This is a genomic window from Sphingomonas oryzagri, assembly GCF_029906645.1.
GTDB classification, from domain to species: Bacteria; Pseudomonadota; Alphaproteobacteria; order Sphingomonadales; family Sphingomonadaceae; genus Solisphingomonas; species Solisphingomonas oryzagri.
This window is the reverse complement of record NZ_JARYGZ010000001.1, coordinates 1,897,742-1,913,024: the sequence shown is the minus strand read 5'-3', so window position 1 is coordinate 1,913,024 and position 15,283 is coordinate 1,897,742. Positions and strand designations below refer to the sequence as shown.

Annotated in this window: 17 protein-coding genes; 8 read left to right on the top strand and 9 right to left on the bottom strand. The window is 65.9% G+C overall.

Going from position 1 to position 15,283, the window contains the following annotated elements; translation table 11 throughout:
• Positions 1-65: 65 nt before the first annotated feature.
• Positions 66-1,166, top strand: a complete 1,101-nt coding sequence (locus QGN17_RS09265) for a site-specific integrase (protein ID WP_281044189.1) — start codon at positions 66-68, stop codon at positions 1,164-1,166.
• A gap of 120 nt (positions 1,167-1,286) precedes the next feature.
• On the opposite strand, the gene QGN17_RS09260 is transcribed toward QGN17_RS09265, so the two are convergent.
• The 5 genes from QGN17_RS09260 to QGN17_RS09240 are packed head-to-tail and all read right to left on the bottom strand — an operon-like array spanning position 1,287 to position 5,927.
• Positions 1,287-2,147 carry a hypothetical protein gene (locus tag QGN17_RS09260; RefSeq protein ID WP_281044188.1) on the bottom strand — a complete coding sequence of 287 codons (861 nt, stop codon included), beginning with the start codon at positions 2,145-2,147 and terminating at the stop codon, positions 1,287-1,289.
• Positions 2,144-2,476, bottom strand: a complete 333-nt coding sequence (locus tag QGN17_RS09255; RefSeq protein ID WP_281044187.1) for an MmcQ/YjbR family DNA-binding protein — start codon at positions 2,474-2,476, stop codon at positions 2,144-2,146. Before QGN17_RS09255 ends, QGN17_RS09260 begins: the two co-directional genes overlap by 4 nt.
• Entirely contained in the window at positions 2,473-3,786 is a 1,314-nt protein-coding gene (locus tag QGN17_RS09250; RefSeq protein WP_281044186.1) for a replication-associated recombination protein A, read from the bottom strand. The genes QGN17_RS09255 and QGN17_RS09250 overlap by 4 nt, the downstream gene beginning before the upstream one ends.
• Positions 3,787-3,814: 28 nt before the next feature.
• Entirely contained in the window at positions 3,815-4,813 is a 999-nt protein-coding gene (locus QGN17_RS09245) for an inorganic phosphate transporter (RefSeq protein ID WP_281044185.1), read from the bottom strand.
• Positions 4,814-4,817: 4 nt separating this feature from the next.
• Positions 4,818-5,927, bottom strand: coding sequence for a DUF47 family protein (locus QGN17_RS09240; RefSeq protein ID WP_281045190.1), 1,110 nt, complete (start codon positions 5,925-5,927; stop codon positions 4,818-4,820).
• 170 nt (positions 5,928-6,097) lie between these two features.
• Between QGN17_RS09240 and QGN17_RS09235 the strand changes: the two genes are divergently transcribed.
• The 4 genes from QGN17_RS09235 to QGN17_RS09220 all read left to right on the top strand — a co-directional run bounded on the left by QGN17_RS09235 (position 6,098) and on the right by QGN17_RS09220 (position 10,823).
• A complete protein-coding gene (locus QGN17_RS09235; protein ID WP_281044184.1) occupies positions 6,098-6,847 on the top strand; it encodes an HAD-IIB family hydrolase in 750 nt (249 codons plus the stop codon).
• Between the two features lie 64 nt (positions 6,848-6,911).
• Positions 6,912-8,849, top strand: a complete 1,938-nt coding sequence (locus QGN17_RS09230) for a M1 family metallopeptidase (protein ID WP_281044183.1) — start codon at positions 6,912-6,914, stop codon at positions 8,847-8,849.
• A 43-nt stretch (positions 8,850-8,892) separates the two neighbouring features.
• Positions 8,893-9,207 carry a hypothetical protein gene (locus QGN17_RS09225; protein WP_281044182.1) on the top strand — a complete coding sequence of 105 codons (315 nt, stop codon included), beginning with the start codon at positions 8,893-8,895 and terminating at the stop codon, positions 9,205-9,207.
• 41 nt (positions 9,208-9,248) lie between these two features.
• Complete coding sequence (locus QGN17_RS09220; RefSeq protein ID WP_281044181.1) at positions 9,249-10,823, top strand: peptide chain release factor 3; 1,575 nt, start codon at positions 9,249-9,251, stop codon at positions 10,821-10,823.
• On the opposite strand, the gene QGN17_RS09215 is transcribed toward QGN17_RS09220, so the two are convergent.
• On the bottom strand, positions 10,820-10,945 hold the full coding sequence (locus QGN17_RS09215; RefSeq protein ID WP_281044179.1) for a hypothetical protein: 126 nt from the start codon (positions 10,943-10,945) through the stop codon (positions 10,820-10,822). The two genes, QGN17_RS09220 and QGN17_RS09215, sit on opposite strands and share 4 nt — an antisense overlap.
• Positions 10,946-11,057: 112 nt before the next feature.
• On the opposite strand from QGN17_RS09215, the gene QGN17_RS09210 reads away from it, so the two are divergent.
• On the top strand, positions 11,058-11,774 hold the full coding sequence (locus tag QGN17_RS09210; protein ID WP_281044178.1) for an SDR family oxidoreductase: 717 nt from the start codon (positions 11,058-11,060) through the stop codon (positions 11,772-11,774).
• Between the two features lie 80 nt (positions 11,775-11,854).
• Here the strand turns inward: QGN17_RS09210 and rpsI are convergent, their stop codons facing one another.
• The 3 genes from rpsI to QGN17_RS09195 all read right to left on the bottom strand — a co-directional run bounded on the left by rpsI (position 11,855) and on the right by QGN17_RS09195 (position 14,094).
• A complete protein-coding gene (rpsI, locus tag QGN17_RS09205) occupies positions 11,855-12,382 on the bottom strand; it encodes a 30S ribosomal protein S9 (protein WP_022689105.1) in 528 nt (175 codons plus the stop codon).
• A complete protein-coding gene (rplM, locus tag QGN17_RS09200; protein ID WP_022689104.1) occupies positions 12,382-12,861 on the bottom strand; it encodes a 50S ribosomal protein L13 in 480 nt (159 codons plus the stop codon). Before rplM ends, rpsI begins: the two co-directional genes overlap by 1 nt.
• Before the next feature lie 147 nt (positions 12,862-13,008).
• Positions 13,009-14,094: a COX15/CtaA family protein gene (locus QGN17_RS09195; RefSeq protein WP_281044177.1), complete on the bottom strand. Its 1,086-nt coding sequence runs from the start codon at positions 14,092-14,094 to the stop codon at positions 13,009-13,011.
• A gap of 195 nt (positions 14,095-14,289) precedes the next feature.
• On the opposite strand from QGN17_RS09195, the gene QGN17_RS09190 reads away from it, so the two are divergent.
• Both QGN17_RS09190 and QGN17_RS09185 read left to right on the top strand, forming a co-directional pair.
• Positions 14,290-14,697 (top strand): MerC domain-containing protein, encoded by a 408-nt coding sequence (locus QGN17_RS09190; protein WP_281044176.1) that lies wholly within the window; start codon positions 14,290-14,292, stop codon positions 14,695-14,697.
• A gap of 9 nt (positions 14,698-14,706) precedes the next feature.
• Positions 14,707-15,192 (top strand): Fur family transcriptional regulator, encoded by a 486-nt coding sequence (locus tag QGN17_RS09185; RefSeq protein WP_281044175.1) that lies wholly within the window; start codon positions 14,707-14,709, stop codon positions 15,190-15,192.
• The last annotated feature ends 91 nt before the right edge of the window (positions 15,193-15,283 follow it).

Genomic DNA, 15,283 nt, shown 5'->3' with positions numbered 1-15,283 from the left:
CCGTCGATCCCCGGCGCATCCAAGCCGGCCGGCCGCTGGCTGTTCGTGGTGGCCGATCTTCGCGCATGGGCGACGCGGATCAACAGGAATATGGCATGTCGAAAAACCTCTATCTCCGCAACGGCATCTTCTGGGCGCGTTTCAAGGTCGGCGGTGTCGAGTACCGCGAAAGCCTACGAACTCGTTCTGAGAAGGTCGCGGAGCGTCGGTTGAAGATCCGGCGCGAAGAGGTGGAGGACAAGGCCCTCTTCAAGATTGCGGGACCAACGTCCTGGCAATCGGCAGTGGTAAGCTGGAACGAGAATGTCAGCTTTGGCAGCGAACGCACCTTCAACCGCTACGTCTCCAGCCTGATCCAGCTCCGCGCATGGCTCGACGACAAGAACGTCCACGAAATCACGCCTGAGATGGTCCGCGACATCATCAAGGCCCGGCGCAGGGGCGGCGTGAAGAACGCCACGATCCGCCGCGATATGACCGCCCTGTCGTCGGTGCTGAACCACTGCGCCGATGAAGGCTGGATCGGAGAGAACCCGATCGAGAGTATCAACCTTCGCCGGGTTGCGGCCGAGAAGTTCGTGCCGATCGTCCTGCCGACCGAGGCCTCCATAGCCATCATGAGCCGGAGGATCACTTCGCGCATGTGGGACATGTTCGAATTCACGCGCGAGACCGGCTTGCGGCTGGAGGAGACGACGACGCTTCGCCATACCTCTATCGATCGCGCGGGCCGGACGATCACGATCAAGGGCAAGGGCAGCAAGGTTCGGACCCTGCCGCTCACCGCCAAGGCCGTGACGATCATCGACCGCCAGCCGCGCTATATCGGCAAGCCGCTGGTGTTCTGGCGGGGCGAGGGCGAGCCGATCAAGGACGTGTCCACGCGCACTACTCGCTACATGGTGACGGCGGCACGTTGGGCGGCACAGCGGAACATGGAATTCGAGCCGTTCAGCCACCATGGGATGCGGCACCTGTTCGCGGTCGAATACCTGCGGGATCGGCGCGGAAGCATCTACGATCTGCAGGGCGAGATGGGCCACGGCAGCATTTCGACGACGGAGCGATACCTCGCCTTCCTCACACCTGAGCAGGCGAAGGCGGCAAAATCGTCGGTGGCACAAAAGCCGGCACGTGAGCAGCGGTTTGCGTCCGATGACGCTTGAGAAAATGGCGGATTTCTGCCACAAATCGAAGATGGAGCGAGATATGTTCCGGGGTTTACAAAACCGCTGCACTACCGCTGTGCTAAGCCGGCCCAAGATCGAATGCTGGCGCTCTTTGCGTCAGGAAAGGCCGAACGTCCAGCCTTCGGTTTGCGCCAGTGTCTGGGTGAGCGCGGCGGGGCGCCACAGCGCCGGGTTATCGGCCGCGCGGCGGAGCCAGGCGGCGCCGATCAGCGCGTCGGTGATATGGTCGTCGTAGCGGGGCAGCGGCGCGTGCGGCGGACTGCCGAGCGCGGCCAGCGCCACATCGAGCGCATCGGCGCTCCGCAACTTGGAACGGCCCTTCGGCACGCCGGCGGCGCGCGCGGCGAGGCTGGTGTAGATCTCGACGATCACGGGGCCGTTTTCCGGTACCGGGTCGAACGGCCAGACCGGTATGCGGCGTGAGAGCCGATGCAGCATCCGCATCGCGGTCAGGCTTGCCTTGCCAACTTGGGACGCGCCGACGAGGTTGAAGCTGGAGGCCGGTGCCACGCCGAACGCCTTCGCCGCCGCCTCGATCATGCGCATCCGGCCGGTGCCCGAGCCGAAGCGATCCCCGGTTCGCCCGCCATGGCGGCGGAAGTGGCGCGACGCCTCCGGATGATCGACGAAGCGGTTGGCGCCGAGATGGGGTTCGTCGCCCGCGATGCGATCGACCAGCGCCCAGAGCGCGCGGGCATCCGGCGGGCTTTCGCTCCAGCCGGGGAAATAGGCGCCGGCATCGGCGAAGGGCAGCGAGGCCGAGAAATCGAAGCCGATCAGGGAGTCGCCTTGCTCTGTCAGCCAGCCCAGTACCTCCTCGCGCGACCAGTGGCGGCCTCTCGGATGGACGAGCGCCGGAGACCCCTCGCGTTCGCACATGGCAATCGCGATGCCCGGCTGGAAGGCTCCCGCAGCGCCGGACCAGTCGATGCAAGCGAAGCGCCCGAAATGCCTCATGCCTTGCGCGGGCGGGCTGGCTTGCGGCGCATCGCCCAGTCGCGCGAGGCCTCGATCATCGCCAGCACGCGTTCCGGATCGGGGCTGTCGTAACGGACGAGCACCGAGGGCCAGCCTTCGTAATGCGCCGTCTGCCAGAAGGTGTCGGGATCGGTCTCGATAAGGATCGCCTTGGTGTCCTGATCGATGTGGAGGCAGAAGCTGCCATCCTCGCGCCCCGGCGTGACGAGCGGATGGCCGTTCGCCTTCACCGCCGGGCCGCCATAATAGGTCGTCAGCTCGGCGCCGGGCAGTGCCAGCGCGTGCGCGACGACCTCCTCCCACGTCATCCCTGCCGTTCCTTGCGCAGTCTGTCCCAATAGGCCAGCCGCTCCTGAATCTTGGCCTCGAAGCCGCGCGGGGCGGGGGAGTAGAAGGTCTGCGGCGCCATCTCCTCGGGCCAGTAATTGTCGCCGGAGAAGGCATCCTCGGCATCGTGGTCGTACTGATAGCCGGTGCCGTAGCCGACCTGCTTCATCAGCTTGGTTGGTGCGTTGAGGATATTCTTGGGCGGCATCAGCGAGCCGGTCTCCTTCGCAGCCCGCCGCGCCGCGCCGTAAGCCTTGTAGCCGGCATTCGATTTGGGCGCGGTGGCGACGTAGAGGCACGCCTGCGCCAGCGCCAGTTCGCCTTCGGGCGAGCCGAGGAAGTCGTAGCAATCCTTGGCGGCGATGCACTGGACCAGCGCCTGCGGATCGGCCAGCCCGATGTCCTCGATCGCCATCCGCACCAGTCGCCGCGCGAGAAACAAAGGCTGCTCGCCCCCCTCCAGCATCCGCGCGAGATAATAGAGCGCCGCCTGCGGATCGGAGCCGCGCACCGCCTTGTGAAGCGCGGAGATCAAATTGTAATGGCCCTCGCGATCCTTGTCGTAGACCGCCATGCGGCGGTGGAGCAGAGCCGCGAGCGCCTGCGGATCGAGCGGTGCTTCCACCTCGATCGAGAAGAGCGTCTCGGCCTGGTTGAGCAGGAAACGGCCGTCACCGTCGGCCGAAGCGATCAGCGCGTCGCGGGCTTCTGCCGTGATGGGGAGCGGGCGGTCCTCGATCTGCTCGGCGCGGTTGAGCAGTTCGCCGAGCGCGCCCGAACCCAGGCGGTTGAGAATCAGCACCTGGCTGCGGGAGAGAAGCGCGGCGTTCAGCTCGAAGCTCGGATTCTCCGTCGTCGCGCCGACGAGGATGACAGTGCCGTCCTCCACATACGGCAGGAAGCCGTCCTGCTGCGCGCGGTTGAAGCGGTGGATCTCGTCCACGAAGAGCAGGGTGCGCGTGCCGGTGCGGGCATGGTCGCGGGCCTCGGCGAACACCTTCTTCAGTTCCGCTACGCCCGAGAACACCGCCGAGATCGCCACGAAGCGCAGCTCCACTGCGTCCGCCAGCAGCCGCGCGGTGGTGGTCTTGCCGGTGCCGGGCGGCCCCCACAGGATCATCGAGGAGAGGCGGCCGGCCGCCACCATCCGCCCGATCGCGCCTTCGGGGCCGGTCAGATGCTCCTGGCCGACTACCTCGGAGAGCGTGCGCGGGCGCAGCCGGTCGGCCAGCGGGGCAGCCTCGGCCGGCACGGCGGCTTCGGGAACGGTATCGGCAAAGAGATCGGCCATGCGCCCGATATAGGCGCTTTCGCGGTGATCAGAACAGCCGCGTCAGCTCGTAGAAGAGCGCGCCAACGATCGCGGCGGCCGGGATCGTCACCACCCACGCCACCACGATGCTGGATGCGACGTTCCAGCGCACCGCCGACATCCGGCGGGAGGCGCCGACGCCAACGATCGCGCCGGTGATCGTGTGCGTGGTCGAGATCGGGATGCCCAGCCAGGTGAAGCCGAACAGGGTGAGCGCGCCGCCCGTTTCCGCGCAGAAGCCCTGCGGCGGGGTGAGGCGCGTAATCTTGGAGCCCATCGTGTGGACGATCTTCCATCCGCCCATCAGCGTGCCCAGCCCCATCGCTGCCTGACAGGAAAGTACCACCCAGAGCGGGACGTGGAACGCGCCGCCCAGCATTCCCTGCGAATAGAGCAGCACCGCGATGATCCCCATCGTCTTCTGCGCGTCGTTGCCGCCGTGGCCCAGCGAATAGAGCGAGGCCGAGACGAGCTGGAGCTTGCGAAAGCGGCGATCGACCTGGAGCGGCGTCGAACGGATCGAGGTCCATGCCAGTGCCAGTACCAGCACGAGCGCGAGGATCAGGCCCAGCGCGGGCGACAGCACGATGGCGAGCGCGGTCTTGATCACCCCGTCCCATACGATCGCGGAGAGGCCCGCCTTGGCGGTGCCCGCACCGATCAGTCCGCCGACCAGCGCGTGGCTGGAAGACGATGGAATGCCCAGCACCCAGGTCAGCACATTCCATACGATGGCGCCCATCAGCGCGCCGAAGATCACGCCGGCATCGATGATGTGGGCGTCCACGATTCCCTTGCCGACCGTCGAGGCGACGTGCGTGCCGAAGAACAGGAAGGCGATGAAGTTGAAGAAGGCTGCCCAAGCGACGGCATAATGCGGTTTGAGAACCCGCGTGGAAACCACGGTCGCTATCGAGTTGGCGGCGTCGTGCAGGCCGTTCAGCCAGTCGAACAGCAGCGCGATGCCGATCAGGCCGACCAGCAGGGGAAAGGCGATGTGGCCCATCGGATCAGGCGTGATCGATCACGAGACCCTGGATCTCGTTCGCCACATCCTCGAAGCGATCGGTGATCTTTTCGAGATGGGCATAGATTTCCTGACCGACCACGAAGTCCATCGGCCGGTCCTTGCTGGCCTTGAATAGCGCCTTGAGGCCTTGGTCGTGGATCTCGTCGGCGTGACCCTCCAGCTCGATCAAGCGGCCGGTCAGCGTGTGCAGCCGTCCGGCGTTGTTGGCGAGTGAGCGGAGCAGCGGGATCGCCTCCTCGGTCACCCGCGCCGCCTCGACGATGATACCGGCCATGTCACGCATCTGCGGCGCGAATTCATGCACCTCGAACAGCTGCACCGCCTTGGCGGTCTGGTTCATCTGGTCGATCGCGTCGTCCATCACGCCGATCAGCCCGGTGATCGCCGAACGATCGAACGGGGTGACGTAGGTGCGGCGGACGTCCTGCAGCACCTCGCGCGCGATATCGTCCGCATTCTGCTCCTGCGTTACGATCTCGCGGATGTGCGTTTCCAGTTCCGGCCCGCCCTGCAGCATCCGGGCGAGCGAGTCGGCGCCGGCGACCAGCGTTGCGGTATGCGCCTCGAACAACTCGAAGAAGCGGCCCTCGGACGGCAGCAGTTTTTGGAACCATCCTAGCAAGGGGAATTTCCTTCCAGCGGTTTCGCGGATTACGGGCATACGATCGACGATGCCGGGTGTCGGCGGCGGCTCCCGGAAGCTGGCGATAATGCCTTTCAGCTCCGGCTCGTCCACCGCATTGGCGGCGTTGGCGAGCGTGAACCAGTTGCAGATCCGCTCGTCCTGCTCGGGCCATTCGTCGGCTTGGCCTGTCACCGACAGCGGGAAGACGTCGACATCGACGGCCCGGTTGATGCCGTTCTTGCGCCTTTTGGTGTAGCGATACTGGCCGATCAGCGCGGGGCATGGGATGCCTTCGATCCCCGCTTCCTCGAACGCTTCCTGCGCCGCCGCTTCGTGCGCGCGCAGGCCCTTGATCGGATTGCCCTTCGGGACCACCCAGCGCTGGGTCTCGCGGCTGGTGATCAACATCACGCGGATCGAGCCGTCGCTTTCGACGCGATAGGGAAGGGCGGCAACCTGGCGGATCGGGACTCTCCGTTACGAGTTTATGACAATGGCCGTGCCGCGCGCCGAACAGCATTTCGGTGGCGTGCGCAAGGGGCTTGTTTCAGTGTGGAAACGCGGCGCTTCTATCTGGGATGCACGAGCCACAGGTCAAGCCGGATCGATCCGGCGTTTCGGGAGTCGTGCAGGGCATGAAGAAGCTCGTGGCATTCGATCTCGACGGAACGCTGGCAGAGAGCAAGGCGCCGCTGGATGACGACATGGCAGGTCTACTCGCGCGGTTGACCGAAGTCGCGCACGTCTGCGTGATTTCGGGCGGCGACTGGCCGCAGTTCGAAAAGCAGGTGGTCGGGCGCCTGCCCCGCAAGGCGCTACGCGAGAAGCTCTGGATCATGCCGACCACGGGCACCAAGCTCTATCGCTGCACGGATGGTCACTGGAAGGCGGTGTATCGCGAGGACTTTTCGGCCGAGGAGAAGCGCCACATCCTCGATGCGCTCGACAAGGCGGTGGATGCCGCAGGTTTCCGGGGCGAGAAGACGTGGGGGCCGCAGATCGAGGATCGCGGCAGCCAGATCACCTTTTCCGGCTGCGGGCAGCAGGCGCCGCTCGATGCCAAGAAGGCCTGGGATCCGGACCGGAAGAAGCGCGAGGCGATGCAAAAGGCCGCGCAGAAGGAACTGCCCGATCTCTCGGTCAATATCGGCGGATCAACCTCGATCGATGTCACCCGCAAGGGCGTCGACAAGGCTTACGGTATCGAGCGGCTGGCGAAGGAATCCGGCATCGCCAAGGCCGAGATGATCTTCATGGGCGATGCCGTTTATCCCGGCGGCAACGATTATTCCGTGCCCGACAAGGCCGGCGTCGATACGATCGCGGTCGGCTCGATCGACGAAACGCGCCGCGCGATCGAGGCGATCATCTACTGCCTCGGCTGACATTCCCGCTCGCATCCCGTGCCAACTTGTTGCACGAACGTACCGTTATGTGGCGGAGGCGTAGATGCGGGCTGGATTGTGGATCGGGGTGGCGTTGCTGGCGTCGGGTGCGGCTCAGGCGGCGGGCTACGATCCGCGCACCACGTTCGCGCCGCTGAACCTGCCGGGGCCGATCAACCCGGTCCGTTCGGGCAGCGGTCAGCCGGGGCCGCAATGGTGGCAGAACCGCGCCGACTATCAGATCCACGCCACGCTTGACACGAAGGCGCACGCGCTCTCGGGCGACGAGGCGATCCACTACACCAACAACTCGCCCGATATGCTCGACGTGCTCTGGCTCCAGCTCGATCAGAACATGTACCGCCCCTATTCGCGCAGCCATGCCGCCGATGGCGCCGCGCCGCGCAAGGGATCGGGATCGACCGACGGCTACACGATCGAGGCGGTCGAGATCGAGCAGGGCGGCAAGCGCGTCGCCGTGCAGACCGTCGAGAGCGACACCCGCCTGCAGATCCGTCTGCCCGCGCCGCTGGCAGCGAAGGGCGGGCAGGTGACCGTGCATGTCCGCTATCGCTTCACTATTCCCACCGCGTTCGGCGGGCGCATGGCGTGGGGGCCGGTGAAGGGCGGAGAGATTTACGATCTCGCCCAGTGGTATCCGCGCATGGCCGTCTATGACGACGTGCGGGGGTGGGACACGCTCCCGTATCTCGCGCAGGAATTCTACCTGGAATATGGCGACTTCGATTATTGGGTGACGGTGCCGTCGACCATGATCGTCGCCGGATCGGGCGCGTTGCAGAATCCGGACGAGGTGCTGACCGCCCGCGAACGGAGCAGGCTGGCGCAGGCGGCCGCTTCGGACAAGACCGTGAAGATCGTCGCGCCGACGGAAATCGGGCGCGAGCGCGCCGCTATCGGCACGAAGACCTGGCATTACCGTATGGAGAACACGCGCGACGTCGCCTTCTCCGCGTCCGACGCCTTCGCCTGGGATGCCGCGCGGATCAACCTGCCCAACGGCAAGACCTCGCTCGCCATGTCCTATTATCCGGCCGAGAGCGCCGGAACCCAGGCGTGGGATCGCTCGACCCAGTATGTGAAGGATACGGTCGAGAACATGTCGAGGCGCTGGTATTCCTATCCGTGGCCGGCGGCGATCAACATCGCCGGGCCGGCATCGGGCATGGAATATCCGGGCATCGTGTTCGACGGCATCACCGACAAGGACAAGCCGCTCTTCTGGATCACCGCGCACGAGATCGGGCACAGCTGGTTCCCGATGATCGTCGGCTTCGACGAGCGGCGCGACGCCTGGATGGACGAAGGCTTCAACACCTTCATCGACATCTTCGAGAGCGAGGATTTCAACCGCGGCGAGTTCGCGCCCAAGCGCGACAGCGAGTTCGCGCCCGGCGGCGGCAATCCGGTGGACGAGATCCTGCCCATCCTCGCCGACCCCAACGCGCCGCCGATCCTCAGCCGCGCCGACACGGTGATCGAGAAGTATCGCCACCCGGTGACCTATTTCAAATCGGCGCTCGGCCTCGTGCTGCTGCGCGAGCAGATCCTCGGGCCGGATCGCTTCGATCCCGCATTCCGCCGCTTCATCGCGCTCTGGGCGTTCAAGCATCCCAAGCCCTCCGACTTCTTCCGCTTCATGGAGAGCGAGACGGGCGAGGATCTGAGCTGGTGGTGGCGCGGCTGGTACCTCACCAACTCGACTTACGACGTGGCGGTGACGAAGATCGCGCCGGCCGCGAATGGCGGCACGCTCGTGACGGTGGAAAATCGCGATCCGATGGTGATGCCGGTGACGTTGCGGGTCGATTATGCCGACGGCAGTCACGAGGACATCCGTCTGCCGGCCGAGACATGGATACGGCAGACGGCGAGCGACATCACGATCGCGCCGGGCAAGCGGGTCGTCGCGGCAACGCTCGATCCCGATCACAAGCTGCCCGACCGCGATCGTTCCAACAACAGGCTCGCCGTGCAGTGAATAACTGGGCTAGAAGGATCCGGATCGAAGATCGGAGGTGCCGATGCGAGGGATGCTGACCGCCATGGCGCTGGGTGCCGCGTTGCCCGCCCCCTTGCTGGCGCAGCCGGTGGAAGACGCGCACAACAACCTGTTCGCGGATCACAGCAACAACGGTAGCAACGGGGCGCAAAGGGTCGGTACCCGACTGGGTTCTGCACCGGCCAAGGCGCCGACCTCGCAGTTCGGAACGCTCGGCCAGCCCGCCAATTCGGGAATACAGGTCTACAAGCCGCGATCGCTCAACGATCTCGCGAAGGACTGGGCGAAGGCACATCCGAACGACCTGCCCAACCGCCGGAAGCCCGATCCGCAATAGCGCCCCTCGCTTTTGCGGGCCGATACGCTACATGCGCGCGCATGAATCCTCACCTGAGCCGCCGCACCTTCGCGATCATTTCCCACCCGGACGCGGGCAAGACCACGCTGACCGAGAAGCTGTTGCTTGCGGGCGGCGCGATCCACCAGGCCGGCGAGGTCCGCGCGCGCGGCAACAACCGCCGTGCCCGATCGGACTGGATGAAGATCGAGCAGCAGCGCGGCATCTCCGTCACGTCGAGCGTGATGACCTTCGAGCGGCCGAGTTCCTCGGGCGACCTGCTCACCTTCAACCTGCTCGACACGCCGGGCCACGAGGATTTCTCGGAGGACACTTACCGCACGCTGACCGCGGTGGACTCGGCGGTGATGGTGATCGACGCCGCCAAGGGCATCGAGGCGCAGACCCGCAAGCTGTTCGAGGTGTGCCGCCTGCGTTCGGTGCCGATCGCGACCTTCATCAACAAGGTGGATCGCGAGGGCCTCGATCCCTTCGTGCTGCTTGACGAGGTGGCCGACAAGCTGGCGCTGGACGTGACGCCGATGAACTGGCCGATCGGCATGGGCGGCATCTACGAAGGCCTCTACGATTTCCAGCGCAACACGCTGTCGCGGCCGGATAAAGCCGACGAGCAGCTGACTGGCCTCGACGATCCGCGCCTTGAGACGCTGGTGTCGCCCGAAGGCGCCGCGCGGCTGCGCGAGGAGGCGGAACTGGCGTTGGGCGGATATGGTGAGTTCGATCTTGCCGCCTATCGCCACGGCGACCAGACGCCGGTCTTCTTCGGCTCCGCGCTGCGCGAATATGGCGTGGATGCACTGATCACCGCGATCGGCGATTACGCCCCGCCGCCGCGCCAGCAGCCCGCCTTGCCCCGCCCGATCACACCGGACGAGGGCAACGTCTCGGGTTTCATCTTCAAGGTGCAGGCGAACATGAACCCGCAGCATCGCGATCGTATCGCGTTTCTCAGGGTTTGCTCAGGCAAGTTCAAGCGCGGGATGAAGTTGAAGCAGGTGCAGACCGGCAAGACGATCGCGATCAACTCGCCGATCTTCTTCTTCGCGCAGGATCGCGAACTGGCCGAGACGGCGCTGCCCGGCGACATCATCGGCATCCCCAACCACGGCGTGCTGCGTGTCGGCGACACGCTGACCGAGGGCGAGGCGATCACCTTCACGGGGATTCCGAACTTCGCCCCCGAAATCCTGCGCCGTATTCGCCTTCTCGATCCCACCAAGACCAAGCAGCTGCGTACCGCGCTCACCGACATGGCCGAGGAGGGGGTGACCCAGCTGTTCAAGCCGCTGGTCGGATCGCAGTGGATCGTGGGCGTGGTCGGCCAGCTCCAACTCGAGGTGCTGATTTCGCGCCTGCAGGCCGAATATAACGTCGCCGCCGAGTTCGAGCCGGCGCCGTTCGAGACCGCGCGCTGGCTTTCCGCCGACGATCCCGCCGATCTCAAGGCGTTCATGGAAGGCCGTGGCGGTGCCATGGCCGAGGACCGCGACGGTGCGCCGGTTTTCCTGGCGCGCGATGCGTGGGAGGTGAATTATGTGGCGGAGCGCGCGCCCAAGGTGCGCTTCAGCGCGACGCGGGAGCGCGCGTCGGCTTAATAATGCGCATAGACCCATTCGGGCGCGGAGCCGCCGGTCTGTCCGGCGCCGCCCGATCCGACGATATACAGGATCACCGTGGCGCCCATCAGGCAGCAGATGCTGGCGCAGAGTTTGAGCATGATGGGCTCCGAAACCGGCCGATGCAGGCCCTTCGATCCTGGCGATAACGCAGAGGAGTTGAAAAGCGGTTAGCGGTCCGGAACGGTCGACGGGATCAAGTGTTTGGGGGCGATGCCTGAAAACGCCTCCCTATCCGCCGCCGGCACCATCCTGATCGCGGGCGCCTCGCGTGGCCTCGGTCATGCCCTGGCTGCCGAATTCGTCAACCGTGGCTGGCGCGTCATCGGCACCGTGCGCGACGATCGCCGTACGCCGCTCCATGATCTTGCCGACACCCAGGACGGGCGAGTGCGGCTTGAAACCCTCGACATCAACGAGCCGGGCCAGATTGCGGCGCTGCGTAGCCGGCTGGCGGGCGAGGCGCTCGACATGCTGTTCGTCAACGCCGGTACAACGACGCATGACGAGCATGTCCATATCGGCACCGTCTCGACCGACGAGTTCGTGCGCGTGATGATCACCAACGCGCTCAGCCCGATGCGGGTGATCGAGGCTCTGCAGGATCTCGTGCCGGCGGACGGCCTGATCGGCGCGATGTCGTCGGGACAGGGAAGCATCGCTAACAACGAGCGGGGGCTGCGCGAGGTCTATCGCGGCAGCAAGGCGGCGCTCAACATGTTCATGCGCAGCTTCGCGGCGCGCGAGGCGGATGCGCCACGCGCGATGCTGCTGCTCGCACCCGGCTGGATCCGTACCGATCTCGGCGGGCCGGACGCACCGTTCACGATGGAGGAGACGGTGCCTTTGCTTGCCGACCTGATGATCGCCAAGCGCCGCATGCCCGGCCTGCAATATCTCGATCGCTTTGGCGTAACGGTGCCTTGGTAAAGACAGTCCGCACCCCATAGCAAAAGGGCGGCCCCGGCATACCGGGACCGCCCTTTCGTAAGGCCGTTCTGGCGAAACGCTTAGCGCTTCGAGAACTGGAAGCTGCGGCGGGCCTTCGCCTTGCCGTACTTCTTGCGCTCCACCGCGCGGCTGTCGCGCGTGAGGAAGCCGGCCTGCTTCACCGGGGTGCGCAGGATCGGCTCGAAGCGGGTCAGCGCCTGGGCGATACCGTGCTTCACCGCACCGGCCTGGCCCGAGAGACCGCCGCCCTTCACGGTGGCGATCACGTCATACTGGCCCTCGCGGCCGGCGACGCCGAACGGCTGGTTGATCACGAGGCGCAGCGTGGGGCGCGCGAAGTAGATCTCCTGATCGCGGCCATTGACCGTGATCTTGCCGGTGCCGGGCTTCAGCCACACGCGGGCGACCGCGTCCTTGCGGCGGCCGGTGGCGTAGGAGCGGCCCTGCGCGTCGACCTGCTTCTCGCGCAGCGGGGCGGCCGAGACGGTCTCGCCGAGCGGCGCCGAAGCGGCGCCGGACACGGCGGCCGGGGCCTCACCGCCGGTCAGGCCGGCGAGATCGGAAAGGGACTGGCGATTGTCGGACATCAGGCGCCCACCTTGTTCTTGCGGTTCATCGACGCGACGTCGAGGACTTCGGGGTTCTGCGCGGTGTGGTCATGCTCGGCACCGGCGAAGATGCGCAGGTTGCGCATCTGCTGGCGGCCCAGCGGACCGCGCGGGATCATGCGCTCCACGGCCTTTTCGAGCACGCGCTCGGGGAAGCGGCCCTCGAGCACCTTGCCCGCGGTGATCTCCTTCAGGCCGCCGGCATAGCCGGTGTGCTTGTAGTAGATCTTGTCGGCCAGCTTCTTGCCCGTGAAACGGACCTTGCCGGCGTTGATGATGATGACGTTGTCACCGCAATCCATGAACGGGGTGAAGCTCGGCTTGTGCTTCCCGCGCAGGATGTTGGCGACGATCGAGGCGAGGCGGCCGACGACCAGGCCCTCGGCATCGATGAGAAGCCACTTCTTCTCGATGGTGGCGGGCGTCGCCACCTTCGTGGTTTTCATGAGCGCCTTCATGGCCCCAATCTCCGGTTGATATAAACAAAGCGCGCGACCCGTCGCCGGATCGCGCCACGGCGGCCCCAATGACGATTCGCCCCTCGAAAGTCAAGGAATGGCGGGCGTTTCTTGAAAGGTATCTAAATACCCTATCGCCGAAATGGCTTAGCGAGCGGTGGTTTCGGCCTCGCCGATCGCGTGGCAGCCCCAGATCAGCGTGCCGAGCAGGATGGTCGCCACCGCCTGATGCGCCACCGCCACCTCGATGCGGACGCCGCTCAGCAGCGTCGCGATGCCGAGCAGGATTTGCGCGACGACGACGACGACGATGGCGATCGCCGCGCGGCTATTGCCCACCTGTTTCGCAAACCGTGCGACGGTCACCACCGCGACGAGCGCGACCCAGGCCCACCAGCGATGGGCGAATTGCACAGCGACCGGATTATCGACGAGGTTGCGGAAGGTCGACCAGCCGGTGTTCCAGCCGCCCGCCGGGAACCACTCGTCGCCCATCATCTTCGGCCACTCGGCGAAGGCGTAGCCGGCGCGCAGGCCGGCGGTGAAGGCGCCGAGCATGATCTGCAGCGCGAGGATCAGGATCGCCGCCGCCGCCAGCGGTACCAACCGGGCGGGCTTCGACGCGGGGCCTCGGGCGAGTGCGAACAGATCGAGCGCCGTCCAGATCAGGTAGGAATAGATGAGCAAAGCGGTCAGCAGGTGGACGGCGAGGCGGATGTGGCTCACCTCGGTGCGGAACTGGAGGCCGGAATAGACCATCCACCAGCCGACCACGCCCTGCAGTCCGCCCAGCGCGAAGATTGCCACCGCGCGCCAGCCATAGCCTTTCGGGATCGCGCGGCGCCACCAGAACACCGCCAGCACGATCAGCAGCACGGTGCCGATGCCGCGCGCGATCAGGCGATGGAGATATTCCCAGAAGAAGATGTGCTGGAACCCCTCCAGCGTCATGCCCTGGTTGAATGCCTTATATTGGGGGATTGCCTTGTAGCCGTCGAACGCTGCCTGCCACTGAGCGTGGGTCAGGGGCGGGATTGCGCCGACTATGGGATCCCACTCCACGATCGACAGGCCGCTTTCGGTGAGCCGGGTGATGCCGCCGACGATCACGATCGCCAACACCATCGCGGCCACGACGAGCAGCCAGGCGCCGAATGCGCGGGGGGCAGGGCGCGGGGCCGCGGGGCGGCCCGGCAGGCGGAGTGTCGGCGGAGAGGCGAGGGTTTCGGACATTGCGAGGCGATGTAGCGTGGGGCAAGGCGCGGCGCCAACCACCAAAACACCGTTCGGGCCGAGCCTGTCGAAGCTCTGCCCTTCTTCGCCATCGCACCGAGAGGAAAGGGCGGCACTCCGGCAGGCTCGGTGCGACCGGATTTCCTGCAAATGTGATATTGTATCATCGATGATGCGGTGCCATATGCGCCGGCGATGGCGACCCTTCCCCCCGAGTCTCCGCGCGAGCGGACCAACGACCGGCTTGACCGGATTGCGATCGGGCTTTCGAGCCTGTGCCTGATTCATTGCGTGGCAACGGTGCTGCTCGCGGCGACCCTGGCCTCTGCGGGGGCGGCGCTCGCCAATCCTGCCTGGCACGAGATCGGTTTCGCGCTCGCCATCGCGATCGGCGCCATCGCGCTGGGCCGGGGGTACGCCGCGCACCGCGACGGGCGGCCGCTGCTGATCGGGATCGCCGGGCTGGCGCTGATGGCGATCGGGTTGATCCGCGCGGAGGGGCTGCCTGAAATCCTCTCGACCATGGCAGGCGTCGCGCTGCTCGCCGTCGCGCACCGGCTGAACGCGCGCCGCCACCTTGCCGGAAGCCACCACCACGCCTAATTTGGCGGCATGGCCACCGCCACCAGACACGCACACGCGCATCATCACGGCGCCGCGCTCGCCGAAGCCGCGCAGGCCGAGCTGGAGTCGCGCGGCGAGCAGTGGACGCAGCTCCGCTCCGCCGTCTTCGACATCCTGAGTCGTTTCGAGAAGCCGGCCTCCGCCTACGACATCACCGAACAGCTTTCGGCGGCGCAGGGGCGGCGAATTGCAGCGAACAGCGTCTATCGCATCCTCGACCTGTTCGTGACGTCGAACCTCGCCCAGCGGATCGAGAGCGCCAACGCCTATATCGCCAATCCGCATCCGGGTTGCCGGCACGATTGCATCTTCCTCGTGTGCGACAATTGCGGGCAGGCGACCCATGTCGACGACGACGCGGTGGCGGCCAAGGTGCGCGAGGCGGCGGAGAAGGCGGGCTTCGTGCCCGAACGGCCGGTGATCGAAGTGCACGGGCGCTGCACCGATTGTGCTGCAAAAGCCACGCTTTCCTGACAAACCTGCCCGATTTTTGCCGGAAACCCGCGCAATACAGTCTGCCAGAACATTAAGACTTGTTCACCGTTCGACAGGGCGAATGGCTTGG

What these genes read in the sequence shown, in the direction of transcription:
- QGN17_RS09265 (WP_281044189.1), top strand. Translation starts at nt 66, where the DNA reads ATGGGCGACGCGGATCAACAGGAATATGGCATGTCGAAAAACCTCTAT.
- QGN17_RS09260 (WP_281044188.1), bottom strand. Translation starts at nt 2,147, where the DNA reads ATGAGGCATTTCGGGCGCTTCGCTTGCATCGACTGGTCCGGCGCTGCG.
- QGN17_RS09255 (WP_281044187.1), bottom strand. Translation starts at nt 2,476, where the DNA reads ATGACGTGGGAGGAGGTCGTCGCGCACGCGCTGGCACTGCCCGGCGCC.
- QGN17_RS09250 (WP_281044186.1), bottom strand. Translation starts at nt 3,786, where the DNA reads ATGGCCGATCTCTTTGCCGATACCGTTCCCGAAGCCGCCGTGCCGGCC.
- QGN17_RS09245 (WP_281044185.1), bottom strand. Translation starts at nt 4,813, where the DNA reads ATGGGCCACATCGCCTTTCCCCTGCTGGTCGGCCTGATCGGCATCGCG.
- QGN17_RS09235 (WP_281044184.1), top strand. Translation starts at nt 6,098, where the DNA reads ATGAAGAAGCTCGTGGCATTCGATCTCGACGGAACGCTGGCAGAGAGC.
- QGN17_RS09230 (WP_281044183.1), top strand. Translation starts at nt 6,912, where the DNA reads ATGCGGGCTGGATTGTGGATCGGGGTGGCGTTGCTGGCGTCGGGTGCG.
- QGN17_RS09225 (WP_281044182.1), top strand. Translation starts at nt 8,893, where the DNA reads ATGCGAGGGATGCTGACCGCCATGGCGCTGGGTGCCGCGTTGCCCGCC.
- QGN17_RS09220 (WP_281044181.1), top strand. Translation starts at nt 9,249, where the DNA reads ATGAATCCTCACCTGAGCCGCCGCACCTTCGCGATCATTTCCCACCCG.
- QGN17_RS09215 (WP_281044179.1), bottom strand. Translation starts at nt 10,945, where the DNA reads ATGCTCAAACTCTGCGCCAGCATCTGCTGCCTGATGGGCGCCACGGTG.
- QGN17_RS09210 (WP_281044178.1), top strand. Translation starts at nt 11,058, where the DNA reads ATGCCTGAAAACGCCTCCCTATCCGCCGCCGGCACCATCCTGATCGCG.
- rpsI (WP_022689105.1), bottom strand. Translation starts at nt 12,382, where the DNA reads ATGTCCGACAATCGCCAGTCCCTTTCCGATCTCGCCGGCCTGACCGGC.
- rplM (WP_022689104.1), bottom strand. Translation starts at nt 12,861, where the DNA reads ATGAAGGCGCTCATGAAAACCACGAAGGTGGCGACGCCCGCCACCATC.
- QGN17_RS09195 (WP_281044177.1), bottom strand. Translation starts at nt 14,094, where the DNA reads ATGTCCGAAACCCTCGCCTCTCCGCCGACACTCCGCCTGCCGGGCCGC.
- QGN17_RS09190 (WP_281044176.1), top strand. Translation starts at nt 14,290, where the DNA reads ATGGCGACCCTTCCCCCCGAGTCTCCGCGCGAGCGGACCAACGACCGG.
- QGN17_RS09185 (WP_281044175.1), top strand. Translation starts at nt 14,707, where the DNA reads ATGGCCACCGCCACCAGACACGCACACGCGCATCATCACGGCGCCGCG.